Origin of the sequence: Pseudomonas sp. TUM22785, from assembly GCF_028198105.1 — a bacterium.
Lineage (GTDB): Bacteria > Pseudomonadota > Gammaproteobacteria > Pseudomonadales > Pseudomonadaceae > Metapseudomonas > Metapseudomonas solani.
The window spans coordinates 566,920-579,555 of record NZ_CP116239.1 but is presented as its reverse complement, the minus strand read 5'-3'; the positions used below and the strand labels follow the sequence as shown (position 1 = coordinate 579,555).

The window sequence follows — 12,636 nt, the reverse complement described above, 5'->3', positions numbered from 1 at the left end:
GGTCAGGCGTTGGGGTCGTAGCTGTAGCCGAGCCCGCGGTGAGTCTGGATCGGCTCGGCCTCGGCGTTCACCTGGCGCAACTTGGCGCGCAGGCTCTTGATGTGGCTGTCGATGCTGCGCTCGTAGCCGGCATCGCTGGCGACGCCCACCGAATCCAGCAACTGCTCGCGGCTGAACACCCGCTCGGGCTGGGCCAGCAGCGTCTGCAGCAGGCGGAATTCGTGGCGGGTGAGGCTGAGCAACTGGCCCAGGTAATGAATGCGCACACGCTCCGCATCCACCACGAAGGCGCCTTCGGCCGCCGGGGCGGGCACGCTGGCCCGCGCGGCCTCCCGGGGCGCGGTGCGCTTGAGGATGGCGCGCACCCGAGCGGCCACCTCGCGGGGGCTGAAGGGCTTGACCACGTAGTCGTCGGCACCGATTTCCAGGCCCACCACGCGGTCGATCTCGGCATCCCGGGCGGTAAGGAAGATCACCGGCACCTCGGAGAAGCGCCGCAACCGCTTGCAGGCTTCGAAGCCGCTGATATCGGGCAGGCCGACATCGAGGATGACCAGGTCGAACGGGTCACGGGCCAGCAGTTCCAGCGCCTCGCTGGCCAGGCTCAGCCAGGTGACCTCGAAACCGTCAGCCTGCAGGGCATAGACCAGGGTGTCGGCGATGGCCGCTTCGTCTTCGACAATCAGGATAGTGGGCATGGCGTCCGTGCAGGCGGGGAAATAGCCGGCACGGTGCCGCAGGCCTCGAGCGGCGTCAATCCCGCCGAGGCCCTCGGCTCAGCCGTGGCTCAGCACTGGGGCTTGCCGGCGGTGAACTTGCGCCCGGGGTAGATGGCGGCGCGGAACTCGCGCAGGGCCTTGGCGCCGATCAGCAGCGGGTAGTTGAAGCTGCTGCGGTCGGTGAGATTCACCTCGACGGTGCGCTTGGTGTCGCCCAGGCACATTTCCATCTCGATCACCGGGCGATGGGTCGGATCGGCCTTTTCACGCTCGTCGTCCTCGTCGTCGCCGGCTTCCTCGGAGCGCGTCTTGATCTTGCTGATGCGCGCCAGGCGGTGCTCGTAGAGGGTGTCGTCGGCGTCCTTGGTGGCCAGACGGAAGCGTACCCAGTCCTCGCCGTCACGCTTGAAGCGCTCGATGTCCTTGGCCGACAGCGAGGCGGTCAGGGCGCCGGTGTCCATCTTGGCCTTGAGGGTCTGGCCGATCTCCGGCAGGCGGATGTATTCGTAGCGACCATAGAGCTCGGGGTCCTCGGCGGCGAAAGCCGGCAGGGTGACCAGGGTCAGCAGGGCTAGGAAGCGTTTCAACGGGTTGTCCTCGGGATCAGGGTGCAGGGAGTAGGACTGGATGGCCGCCCATTCGTTCGCGTCACTTCGCCTTGGCGGGTGGCAGGCGTTCGCCGCCCCAGAGAGCGTCGAGGTTGCGGAAGCCCCAGTCCTCCGGGGCTTCGCGACCGATGATGCGGTCGCGCCCATCGAGGGTCGCCAGATCGATGATCTCCTGGGGGATCGGCACCTTGGAGCGCGCCGAGAAGAACACCTTGACCCGCGGCAGCAGCAGGGAGCGGGCATTCTGGTCGATCACCACGCCGAGGCGACCGCTTTCCAGACGCACCAGGGAACCGGTGGGGTAGATGCCCACGGTCTTGACGAAGGCCTGGAACACCTGGGGATCGAAGTGCCCCTTGGTCCATTCGGCCATCTTGTGCAGGGCCTCGGCCGGCGCCCAGCCCTTCTTGTAGGGGCGGTCGGAGGTGATGGCGTCGTACACGTCGCACACCGCGCCCATGCGCGCCAGCAGGCTGATCTGCTCGCCGCCGAGGCGGTGCGGGTAGCCGCTGCCGTCAAATTTCTCGTGGTGGTGCAGGCAGACGTCCAGCACCAATGCGCTGACCTGACGGCTGTCGATAAGCATGCGCGCGCCGGCCTCCGGATGGTGGCGCACCGTGGCGAACTCGGCGTCGGTGAGGGCGCCGGGCTTGTTCAGCAACTCCAGCGGCACGGCCATCTTGCCGATGTCGTGGAGCAGGCCGGCCAGGCCCGCCTCGCGCACCAGGGCTTCGCTGAGCTGCAGTTGGCGCGCCAGGGCGATCATCAGCGCGCAGACGGCCACCGAGTGCATGTAGGTGTATTCGTCGGAACGCTTGAGCCGCGCCAGGCTGATCAACGCATTGGGGTGGCGCAGTACCGAGTTGGTGATGGATTCCACCAGCTCGGCGGCGTGGCCCAGCTCGATGGCGTGGCCGAGGCGGGCGTCGCTGAACATCTCCATCACCGCCTCGCGGGAGCGGGCACAGAGCTGCACCGCGCGGGACAGTTCTTCCTCCATGCTCGCCGGGCTGACCACCACCGGCGGCGCCTTGGCGGCCTCCAGCAGGCGCGCTTCGGCTTCCTGCTGCACCTGCTCGGCGGTGCTGCCGCCATTGGCGGAGCCCGAATCGATGTCCAGGCCTTTGGACGCGTCTATCCACACCTCGGTGACGGCACTGTCGAGGATGCGGGCGAGGTCCTTTTCGGATTTCAGCAGGAAGCTGCTCTTCCAGAAGGGGTGGTCCATCCATGAACCGCATAATTCCTGGACGTACATGCCCAGGCGCAGGTCGGACACGGCGATCTTCTTGAGCACGATAACTACTCGATGGACATACGCGAATGCAGCTCCATCATGCCTGACGGCCAGCTGCCAGGACAGCTACCCGCGATGGACTTTCGCACCCCGTCACGTCTTGGCAAGCGAAGCCCACTGCGTATCATGGCAACGCCACCCACAGGCCAAGGAGCCAAGGACCTATGCGGGCGCTGCTGACCGGTATCACCACCATCCTGCTCATCCTGATCAACACCCTGGTGCTGATCGGCCCCATGCTGCTGATCGCGCTGCTGAAACTGATCCTGCCCGGGCAGGCCCTCAAGGACGCCTGCTCCCGCGCGGTGATGTGGATCGCCGAAGCCTGGGCCGAGAACGACAAGCGCATCTTCGCCCTGCTCACCCCCACCGTCTGGGACATCCGCGGCGGCGACGGCCTGCGCAGCGATACCTCCTACCTGGTGGTGTCCAACCACCAGTCCTGGGTGGACATCCCCGCCCTGGTGCAGGCCTTCAACCGCAAGACGCCCTACTTCAAGTTCTTCCTCAAGAAGGAGCTGATCTGGGTGCCCTTCATCGGCCTGGCCTTCTGGGCGCTGGATTACCCCTTCATGAAGCGCTACTCCAAGGCCTTCCTCGACAAGCACCCGGAGATGAAGGGCAAGGACCTGGAGATCACCAAGGCCGCCTGCGAGAAGTTCAAGCGCTTGCCGGTGACGGTGGTGAACTACCTCGAAGGCACGCGCTTCACCCCGGCCAAGCAGGCGCAGCAGGGCTCGCCCTACCGCCACCTGCTCAAGCCCAAGGCCGGCGGCGTGGCCTTCGTGCTCGCCGCCCTGGGCGAACAGCTCGACGCCATGCTCGACGTCACCCTGATCTACCCCGGCAAGCAGGTGCCCGGCTTCTGGGCGCTGGTGTCCGGCCAGGTGCCCAAGGTGATCGTCGACATCCAGACCCGCGACATCGACCCCTCGCTGTGGCAGGGCGACTATGAGAACGACCCGCAATTCCGCCAGCACATCCAGGACTGGGTGACCCGCCTCTGGGCCGAGAAGGACGCGCGCATCGAACAGCTGCGCGATGAACTGCAGGGCTGAGCCCGCCACCCGCGCCCTCCCTCAGCATTTTCCGACGAAACGGCGCAGCCCCCTTGAGCTCTGGCTCAGGGGGCGGCGAAGCCCTGCGCGGCAGGGTGTGGGAATTGGCCGAAAAGACGCTTGCCGTGTTTATATTGAACGCTCGATCAATTTAAAAGGAACCTCGACGCCCTCTTCCGTTTCTCATCAGGCGCGTGCCTGAACCTGCGTCAAAGGAGTATTTCTTGTCGACCCCCTCCCCCTTCCGCCAAGAGGCCGCCCGATCATGAGCGTGCCCAATCCCCCCGGTAGCCTGCCGCTGCGCATGAACACGCCCGTCCTGCTGGGATCGGCGGGCTTCGTCCTGATCTTCGGCCTGGTGGTCGCGATCTTCACCGAGCAGGCCGGCGCCTGGTTGCTGCAGGCCCAGGCCTGGGCCGCCAACAGCGTGGGCTGGTACTACCTGCTGGCCATGACCCTGTACCTGGTGTTCGTGGTGGTCACCGCGCTGTCCGGCTACGGCAAGATCAAGCTCGGCGCCGACCACGACGAGCCGGAATTCAGCTACCTGTCCTGGGCCGGCATGCTGTTCGCCGCCGGCATCAGCATCACCCTGTTCTTCTTCTGCGTCTCCGAGCCGCTGACCCACCTGCTGCAGCCGCCCCAGGGCGAAGCCGGCGGGCCCGAGGCGGCGCGCCAGGCGATGCAGCTGCTGTTCCTGCACTGGGGCCTGCACGGCTGGGGCGTGTTCGCCCTGGTGGCCATGGCCCTGGCCTACTTCGCCTACCGCCACAACCTGCCGCTGGCCCTGCGCTCGGCGCTCTACCCGCTGATCGGCAAGCGCATCAACGGCCCCATCGGCTACACGGTGGACGCCTTCGGCATCATCGCCACGGTGTTCGGCCTGGGCGCGGACATGGGCTTCGGCGTGCTGCACCTGAACGCCGGCCTCGACTACCTGTTCGGCATCCCCCACAACCAGTGGGTGCAGGTGCTGCTGATCGCCCTGATGATGGGCGCCGCGGTGCTGGTGGCGGTGAGCGGCGTGGAAAAGGGCGTGCGGGTGATGTCCGACGTCAACATGCTGCTGGCCTGTTCGCTGTTGCTGTTCGTGCTCTTCGCCGGGCCCACCCAGCACCTGCTGAACATGCTGGTGCAGAACGTCGGCGACTACCTCAGCGCCGTGCCGGCCAAGAGTTTCGACCTCTACGCGTGGAACAGCCCCTCCGGCTGGCTGGGCGACTGGACGGTGTTCTACTGGGCCTGGTGGATCGCCTGGGCGCCCTTCGTCGGCCTGTTCATCGCGCGCATCTCGCGCGGGCGCACCATCCGCGAATTCGTTTTCGGCGTGCTGTTCATCCCCCTCGGCTTCACCCTGGCGTGGATGTCGATCTTCGGCAACAGCGCCCTGGAGCTGGTGCTCAACCACGGCATGACCGAACTGGCGGTCGGCGCCATCGAAGACCCGTCGATGGTCATCTACCGCCTGCTGGAAACCTACCCCTGGAGCCGCACGGTGATCGCCGTGACGGTGTTCGTCAGCTTCGTGTTCTTCGTCACCTCTGCCGACTCCGGCACCGTGGTGCTCTCGACCCTCTCCGCACGCGGTGGCGAGGAAGGCGAGGACGGGCCCAAGTGGCTGCGGGTGTTCTGGGGCGCGATGACCGCGCTGATCACCAGCGGGCTGCTGTTCGCCGGCAGCATCGACGCGCTGAAGTCGGCGGTGGTGCTCACCTCCCTGCCCTTCTCGCTGATCCTGCTGCTGATGATGTGGGGCCTGCACAAGGCCTTCTACCTGGAATCCCAGCGCCAGCGCGCGCGCCTGCATTCCCTGGCGCCGCTGGACCAGCGGCCACGCAAGGGCGGCTGGCGCCAGCGCCTCAGCCAGGCCGTGCACTTCCCCTCGCGGGACGAGGTGTACCGCTTCATGGAGCAGGAGGTGCGCCCGGCCATGGAAGCGGTGGCGGAGCAGTTCCGCGAAAAATCGCTGCGGGTGGAGACCGAGCTGGACCCGGCCAACGCCAGCCTCAGCCTGGAGGTCGGCCACGGCGAGGAAACGCCCTTCCTCTACCGGGTGGTAATGCGCGGCTACTTCACGCCCTCCTTCGCCGTCGCCGGGCTGGACGCGCGCAACCTGCGCAACCGCCGCTACTACCGCGCCGAGGTGCACCTGGCCGAAGGCAGCCAGGACTACGACCTGGTGGGCTACAGCCGCGAGCAGATCATCAACGACATGCTCGACCAGTACGAACGGCACCTGCAGTTCCTGCACCTGGTGCGTTAGCTAGGGTGCCCGGGCTACGGAGCAGTCCGTAGGATGGGTAGAGCCCCGCGAAACCCATCGCTCCGAGGTGATGGGTTTCGCTTCGCTCTACCCATCCTACGTCCTACAGCAAGCTCCGGGCCGTAGTAGGACGGGTGAAACCCGACATGCCTTCACCCATAAAAAAGAGGAGCCCAAGGGCTCCTCGAAACAGGTACCGCAACGTAGCAGACGCGGTACCGGGGGTTTGCGGGTGGGTCAGGCGGCGCTGAACAGCTTGTGCGGGTCGATGACGAATTTCTTCGGCACGCCGGCGTCGAACTCGCCGTAGCCACGGGGCGCCTCATCCAGGCCGATGACCTGTACACCGACCACTTCGGCGATGTTGATGCGGTCCCACATGATGGCCTGCATGAGCTGGCGGTTGTACTTCATCACCGGGGTCTGGCCGGTGTGGAAGCTGTGGGACTTGGCCCAGCCGAGGCCGAAGCGGATGCTCAGGCTGCCGATCTTGGCGGCCGCGTCCACCGCGCCCGGGTCTTCGGTGACGTAGAGGCCGGGGATGCCGATCTTGCCGGCGACCCGCACCACCCCCATCAGCGAGTTGAGCACCGTGGCCGGCGCTTCGTGCTGGGCACCGGCATGGCCGTGGCCGCGCGCTTCGAAGCCCACGGCGTCGACGGCGCAGTCCACTTCCGGCTCGCCCAGCAGGGCGGCGATCTGCTCGTGCAGCGGGGTGTCCTTGGACAGGTCCGCGATCTCGAAGCCCTGGGCCTTGGCGTGGGCCAGGCGCACCGGGTTGACGTCGCCGACTATCACCACCGCGGCGCCCAGCAAGCGCGCGGAGGCGGCAGCGGCGAGGCCGACGGGGCCGGCACCGGCGATGTACACGGTGGAGCCCGGGCCGACGCCAGCGGTGACCGCGCCGTGGTAGCCGGTGGGCAGGATGTCGGAGAGGCAGGTCAGGTCGCGGATCTTCTCCATGGCCTTGTCGCGGTCCGGCAGTTTCAGCAGGTTGAAGTCGGCGTAGGGCACCAGCACGTACTCGGCCTGGCCACCGGTCCAGTCACCCATGTCGACATAGCCGTAAGCGCCGCCGGCACGGGCCGGGTTGACGGTGAGGCAGACGCCGGTGTGCTGTTCCTTGCAGGAGCGGCAGCGACCGCAGGCGACGTTGAAGGGCACGGAAACCAGGTCACCGATCTTCAGGTTCTCGACGTCGCTGCCCTTCTCGATCACCTCGCCGGTGATCTCGTGGCCGAGCACCAGGCCGACCTGGGCGGTGGTACGGCCGCGCACCATGTGCTGGTCCGAGCCACAGATGTTGGTGGATACCACGCGCAGGATGACCCCGTGCTCGATCTTGCGACCGCGCGGGTCCTGCATCTTGGGATAGTCGATCTTCTGCACCTCGACCTTGCCCGCGCCGAGATAAACAACACCACGATTACCAGACATGCATGAATCTCCTTTGTTGTTGTGGATACAAAGGCGCGGCCTGGGGCCACGCGGCCTTGTACTGGAGCGTGTGTCTGTTGCCGGAGCCGCCGGGTGGACCTGGCAGGGCGGCTGCCAAAAGCTGTAGCCGGACCTCAGTCCGGGGTCTGGCGCGCTCCCGGGCTGAAGCCCGGGCTACGTCTGTTCAGGTCAGAGCACCACGGTGCGGTTGGCGTTGAGGAACACCCGGCGCTCGATGTGCAGGCCCACGGCCTTGGCCAGGGTCAGGCATTCGATATCGCGGCCCTTGGCGATCAGGTCCTCGGGGTAGTGGGCGTGGTCCACCGGCTCCACGCCTTGGGCGATGATCGGCCCCTCGTCGAGGTCGTTGTTGATGTAGTGGGCGGTGGCCCCCACCAGCTTGACGCCCTTCTGGTACGCCTGGTGGTAGGGCTTGGCGCCCTTGAAGCCGGGCAGCAGCGAGTGGTGGATGTTGATCGCCCAGCCGTCCAGGCGCCGGCACAGCTCGGGGGACAGCACCTGCATGTAGCGGGCGAGGACCACCAATTCGGCGCCGGTGTCCTCGATCACCTGCAACACGCGCCGCTCCTGGGCGGGCTTGTCGTTGGGGTCGAGGGGGAAGTGGTGGTAGGGAATCCCGTGCCAGCGGGCCAGGGGTTCCAGGTCCGGGTGGTTGGACACCACCGCGACCACGTCCATGGCCAGCTGGCCGATGCGCTGGCGGTAGAGCAGGTCGTTGAGACAGTGGTCGGCCTTGCTGACCATCAGCACCACCTTGGCGCGGTAGCTGGGCGGGGTCAGCTCGATCTGCATGTCGAAGGGCGCCACGTGCTCGGCCAGGGCGGCACGGAAGGCCTGCTCCTCGAAGCCGTCGGGCTGGCGGAACTCGATGCGGATGAAGAAGCGCGCGGAGAGCCGGTCGTCGAAGGAGTGGTGCTCGGTGACGTAGCAGCGCTGTTCGTAGAGGAAGCGCGTCACCGCGTCCACGGTGCCCAGCACGCTGGGGCAATGGGCGGTGAGGATCCAGGTATCGGGGGTGCGGCTCATGTCGATCTCCTCGGGTACGGCGGCAGGTTGGTACGGGCCACGTTGGGCCTCGCTGCGCTCGGCACCAACCTACGGATGCAGGCGCAAGGTGGATGACGCTTCACCCACCCTGGCTGTCCTGCGGTGGACGAAAAGAGCGTCGTCCACCCTACATCTCAAGCCTTGATCGCCAGCCCGTACTCGGCGCTGGCGTCCTGCAGCCAGAGCCAGAAGTAGTCGGAGAAGCTGCGGCGGATCAGCAGTTCCCAGGTGTCCTCGCCGGTGTGGCGGATCACCAGTTGCGACTTGGCGAAGGTGGTGCCCACCGCCTTGCCCACCGGGAAGTTGCTCGGGTGCACGTCGTAGGGCGTGGACTTCATCAGCACCTCGCGCACCTTCGGCCCGCTCAGCTCCAGCAGGGTCTGCCCGCCGCTGACGTTGATCACCGCGTGATGCAGCCCTTCCAGGGCAGCGCGCAGGCGCTGCTCGGCGGCGAACTCCTCGCCACGGGGCAGGATCAGCAGCCACTCGTCCGGCGACAGCCACTGCAGCGAGGTCTCGCCGCTGGCCACCAGGGTCAGCGCCACCGGCAGTTCCAGGCCCAGGGCCTTGTGCACGCCACCGGCGAAAGCCGGGTCGCGGGCATCGCCACGCAGCACCAGGTGGCCCAGCAGCTGCTTCTCGCGCAGGGTCACGCCGGCGGCGCCGGACTTGCCCAGGGCGCCCTTGCCGGCCAGCTCATCGAGCCCGGCGTGGAACAGCGGCGATTCGCCGGCCAGTTCATCCGGACGCTGCTTGTACACGTTCACTGCGCTCATTTCTCACCTGCCTGGTGCACGCCGGCACCGTCGAATTCCATGGTCTCGGCCTGCTGCTTACACATTCTGGCGCTCCCCTTTCGGGTCGTAGAACACCGAGCTGACGATCTCCGCCTCGATCACGCTGCCGTCCGCCAGCGGGGCGAAGACCTTCTCGCCCATGCGCTTGAGACCGCCGCGCACCACGGCGAGGGCGAAGGAATAGCCCATGGCCGCGCTCATATAGCTGGAGGTGACGTGGCCGACCATGGTCATGGGGATCGACTGTTTCGGGTCGAACACCAGCTGCGAGCCTTCCGGCAGAACCTTGTTCGGGTCCAGGGGTTTGAGGCCTACCAGCTGCTTGCGATCTTCGCGCACGCAGTCCTCGCGGTTCATGCCGCGCCAGCCGATCCAGGAGAAGGGCTTGTTGCGGCCGACGGCCCAGCCCATGTCGAGGTCGTCCGGGGTGACCGAGCCGTCGGTGTCCTGGCCGACGATGATGAAACCCTTCTCGGCCCGCAGCACGTGCATGGTCTCGGTGCCGTAGGGGGTCAGGTTGTATTGCTTGCCGGCCGCGATGAGCTTTTCCCAGACGCCAGCGGCGTAGTCGGCCTGGACGTTGATCTCGTAGGACAGCTCGCCGGTGAAGGAGATGCGGAACACCCGCGCCGGCACGCCGCCGACCAGGCCTTCCTTCCAGCTCATGAAGGGGAAGGCGTCCTTGTCCAGGTCGATGTCGGTGACCTCGGCCAGCAGCTTGCGGCTGTTGGGGCCGGACAGGGTCATGGTGGCCCAGTGGTCGGTGACCGAGGTGAAGTACACCTTGAGCTCCGGCCATTCGGTCTGGTGGTAGATCTCCAGCCACTCGAAGATGCGCGCGGCGCCGCCGGTGGTGGTGGTCATCAGGAAGTGGTTGTCGGCGAGGCAGGCGGTCACGCCGTCGTCCATCACCATGCCGTCTTCCTTGCACATCAGGCCGTAGCGGGCCTTGCCCACGTCCAGCTTGGTCCAGGCGTTGGTGTAGACGCGGTTGAGGAACTCGCGGGCGTCCGGGCCCTGGATGTCGATCTTGCCCAGGGTGGAGGCATCGAGGATACCCACGCTGTCACGCACGGCCTTGCACTCGCGGGCCACGGCGGCGTGCAGGTCCTCGCCGTTCTTCGGGAAGTACCAGGGGCGCTTCCACTGGCCGACGTCCTCGAACTCGGCGCCATTGGCCAGGTGCCAGCGCTGCATGGCGGTGTAGCGCTTGGGCTCGAACAGGTGCCCGCAGTGGCGGCCGGCGACGGCGCCGAAAGCCACGGGGGTGTAGTTCGGGCGGAACATGGTGGTGCCCATTTCCGGGATGCTGATGCCCAGCGAACGGGCGGCGATGGCCAGGCCATTGATGTTGCCCAGCTTGCCCTGGTCGGTGCCGAAGCCCAGCGCGGTGTAGCGCTTGACGTGCTCGACCGACTCGAAGCCCTCGCGGGTGGCCAGCTCGATACCGGCGGAGGTGACGTCGTTCTGCAGGTCGACGAACTGCTTCGGCGCACGGGCGGTGGATTTGTCGTGGGGCACCTGGAACAGCGCCAGGGTGGCTTCCTCATGGCGCTTCTCGGCCTTCGGCAGGCTGCGGCTGACTTCCTTGAAGCCCGCTTCGGCAGCGGCCTTGGCACCGGCCTCGAAGCCGTCGGCCAGGGTGTCGCCGAGGGCGAACACGCCATTGACGGCGCCGGCGCAGATACGTTTCTGGAAGCCGCCCTCGCCCGGTACGAAGGCCAGGATGTCTTCACGCCAGGTGGGCTTGCCACCCAGGTGCGAAGCCAGGTGCACCACCGGGCTGTAGCCGCCGGAGGTGGCGATCAGGTCGCAGTCCACCACTTCACCGGGGCTGGTGACCTTGTGCGCACGGGTGTCGATGGCGCAGATGCGCGCACCGCTGACGCGCTTGCCGCCACGGGCCTCGACCACGGCGCTGCCGGTGAGGATGCGCACGCCACGGGCACGGGCCTCTTCGACCCAGGCGCCGCGCGGGTTGCTGCGGGCGTCGGCCACGGCCACCACCTTCTGGCCGGCGTCGAGCCAGTCCAGCACCAGGCGGTAGGCGTAATCGTTGTTGGTGGACAGCACCAGCTCCTTGCCGGGTGCCACGCCGTAGCGGCGCACGTAGGTGGAGACGGCGCCGGCGAGCATGTTGCCCGGCACGTCATTGTTGGCGTACACCAGCGGGCGCTCGTGGGCGCCGGCGGCCAGCACCACGCGCTTGGCACGGACGCGGTGCACGCGATGGCGGGCCTGGCCCATGGGCGCGGTCTCGCCGAGGTGGTCGGTGAGGCGCTGGTGGATGGTGAGGAAGTTGTGGTCGTGGTAGCCGTTGACCGTGGCGCGGGGCAGCAGGGTCACTTCCGGCAGTTTTTCCAGCTCGGCGATGACCTGGGCCACCCACTCGGCGGCGGGCTTGCCGTCCAGGGTTTCGCGGGTGTCCAGAAGGCTGCCGCCGAACTCTTCCTGTTCATCAGCGAGGATCACCCGCGCGCCACTGCGGCCGGCGGCCAGTGCAGCGGCAAGGCCGGCGGGGCCGGCGCCCACCACCAGCACGTCGCAGTGCTGGTTCATGTGGTCGTAGATGTCCGGATCGTTCTCGGTCGGCGCGCGGCCGAGGCCGGCGGCCTTGCGGATGTACTTCTCGTAGGTCAGCCAGAGGTTCTGCGGGTACATGAAGGTCTTGTAGTAGAACCCGGGCGGCATCATCTGCCCGCCGACCTTGCCGAGGATGCCCATCAGGTCGGTGTTGACACTCGGCCAGCCGTTGGTGCTTCCGGCCACCAGCCCGGCGTAGAGAGCCTGCTGGGTGGCGCGCACGTTGGGCACCTGGGTGGCGGGGCTGGAGCCGATCTGCAGGATGGCGTTGGGCTCTTCGGCACCGGCGGCGACGATGCCGCGGGGGCGGGAATACTTGAAGCTGCGGCCGACGATGTCGACGCCGTTGGCCAGCAGCGCGGCGGCCAGGCTGTCGCCGGCGTAGCCCTGGTAGCTCTGCCCGTTGAAGGTGAAGGTCAGGGGCTGGGCGCGGTCGATGCGGCCACCCTTGGAAAGACGGTTGGGCTGGCTCATGCCGTTACTCCTTGGTCCACGGCTTTCTTCTCCTGGGGCCCGGCTTCGGTGACGGCGGGGCGTTCACCGACCTTGTAGGTCTCGAGGATTTCGTAGGTCACGGTGTGGCGGGTGACGTTGAAGTACTTGCGGCAGCCGGCCGCGTGCACCCACAGCTCGTGTTGGATGCCGCGCGGGTTGTCGCGGAAGAAGATGTAGTCGCCCCACTCCTCGTCGGTGCAGGCGTTGGGGTCCAGCGGGCGCGGGATGTGCGCCTGGCCCTTGGCGTGGAATTCCTCTTCGGAGCGCAACTCGCCACAGTGGGGGCAGAAGATGTGCAGCATGGCGGGTCT

Annotated in this window: 10 protein-coding genes; 2 read left to right on the top strand and 8 right to left on the bottom strand. The window is 67.1% G+C overall.

The window, feature by feature from the left end; translation table 11 throughout:
* Window positions 1-2 precede the first annotated feature (2 nt).
* From creB to PI990_RS02680, 3 genes are all read right to left on the bottom strand, one after another.
* The gene (creB, locus tag PI990_RS02690; protein WP_021217053.1) at window positions 3-698 is read right to left on the bottom strand and encodes a two-component system response regulator CreB; all 696 of its coding nucleotides are present in this window, start codon (window positions 696-698) and stop codon (window positions 3-5) included.
* 89 nt (window positions 699-787) lie between these two features.
* On the bottom strand, window positions 788-1,306 hold the full coding sequence (gene rloA2 / locus PI990_RS02685; protein WP_271659748.1) for a retropepsin-like aspartic peptidase RloA2: 519 nt from the start codon (window positions 1,304-1,306) through the stop codon (window positions 788-790).
* 61 nt (window positions 1,307-1,367) lie between these two features.
* Window positions 1,368-2,624 (bottom strand): HD-GYP domain-containing protein, encoded by a 1,257-nt coding sequence (locus PI990_RS02680; protein WP_271659747.1) that lies wholly within the window; start codon window positions 2,622-2,624, stop codon window positions 1,368-1,370.
* 164 nt (window positions 2,625-2,788) lie between these two features.
* Between PI990_RS02680 and PI990_RS02675 the strand changes: the two genes are divergently transcribed.
* Together PI990_RS02675 and betT are read left to right on the top strand one after the other, a co-directional pair.
* A complete protein-coding gene (locus PI990_RS02675; RefSeq protein ID WP_271659746.1) occupies window positions 2,789-3,682 on the top strand; it encodes an acyltransferase in 894 nt (297 codons plus the stop codon).
* A 304-nt stretch (window positions 3,683-3,986) separates the two neighbouring features.
* Complete coding sequence (gene betT / locus PI990_RS02670; protein ID WP_184488572.1) at window positions 3,987-5,945, top strand: choline transporter BetT; 1,959 nt, start codon at window positions 3,987-3,989, stop codon at window positions 5,943-5,945.
* A 237-nt stretch (window positions 5,946-6,182) separates the two neighbouring features.
* Here the strand turns inward: betT and fdhA are convergent, their stop codons facing one another.
* From fdhA to PI990_RS02645, 5 genes are all read right to left on the bottom strand, one after another.
* Entirely contained in the window at window positions 6,183-7,382 is a 1,200-nt protein-coding gene (fdhA, locus tag PI990_RS02665; RefSeq protein ID WP_021217048.1) for a formaldehyde dehydrogenase, glutathione-independent, read from the bottom strand.
* Between the two features lie 189 nt (window positions 7,383-7,571).
* The gene (purU, locus tag PI990_RS02660) at window positions 7,572-8,429 is read right to left on the bottom strand and encodes a formyltetrahydrofolate deformylase (protein WP_021217047.1); all 858 of its coding nucleotides are present in this window, start codon (window positions 8,427-8,429) and stop codon (window positions 7,572-7,574) included.
* Window positions 8,430-8,584: 155 nt separating this feature from the next.
* On the bottom strand, window positions 8,585-9,226 hold the full coding sequence (locus PI990_RS02655) for a sarcosine oxidase subunit gamma (RefSeq protein ID WP_271659745.1): 642 nt from the start codon (window positions 9,224-9,226) through the stop codon (window positions 8,585-8,587).
* Window positions 9,227-9,283: 57 nt separating this feature from the next.
* Window positions 9,284-12,304 (bottom strand): sarcosine oxidase subunit alpha, encoded by a 3,021-nt coding sequence (locus PI990_RS02650; RefSeq protein ID WP_271659744.1) that lies wholly within the window; start codon window positions 12,302-12,304, stop codon window positions 9,284-9,286.
* On the bottom strand, window positions 12,301-12,627 hold the full coding sequence (locus tag PI990_RS02645; protein WP_271659743.1) for a sarcosine oxidase subunit delta: 327 nt from the start codon (window positions 12,625-12,627) through the stop codon (window positions 12,301-12,303). The genes PI990_RS02650 and PI990_RS02645 overlap by 4 nt, the downstream gene beginning before the upstream one ends.
* Window positions 12,628-12,636 lie beyond the last annotated feature (9 nt).

Excerpts from the sequence above, each read along its gene's own strand:
- creB (WP_021217053.1), bottom strand. The coding sequence starts at position 698 with ATGCCCACTATCCTGATTGTCGAAGACGAAGCGGCCATCGCCGACACC.
- PI990_RS02675 (WP_271659746.1), top strand. The coding sequence starts at position 2,789 with ATGCGGGCGCTGCTGACCGGTATCACCACCATCCTGCTCATCCTGATC.
- betT (WP_184488572.1), top strand. The coding sequence starts at position 3,987 with ATGAACACGCCCGTCCTGCTGGGATCGGCGGGCTTCGTCCTGATCTTC.
- fdhA (WP_021217048.1), bottom strand. The coding sequence starts at position 7,382 with ATGTCTGGTAATCGTGGTGTTGTTTATCTCGGCGCGGGCAAGGTCGAG.
- purU (WP_021217047.1), bottom strand. The coding sequence starts at position 8,429 with ATGAGCCGCACCCCCGATACCTGGATCCTCACCGCCCATTGCCCCAGC.
- PI990_RS02655 (WP_271659745.1), bottom strand. The coding sequence starts at position 9,226 with ATGAGCGCAGTGAACGTGTACAAGCAGCGTCCGGATGAACTGGCCGGC.
- PI990_RS02650 (WP_271659744.1), bottom strand. The coding sequence starts at position 12,304 with ATGAGCCAGCCCAACCGTCTTTCCAAGGGTGGCCGCATCGACCGCGCC.
- PI990_RS02645 (WP_271659743.1), bottom strand. The coding sequence starts at position 12,627 with ATGCTGCACATCTTCTGCCCCCACTGTGGCGAGTTGCGCTCCGAAGAG.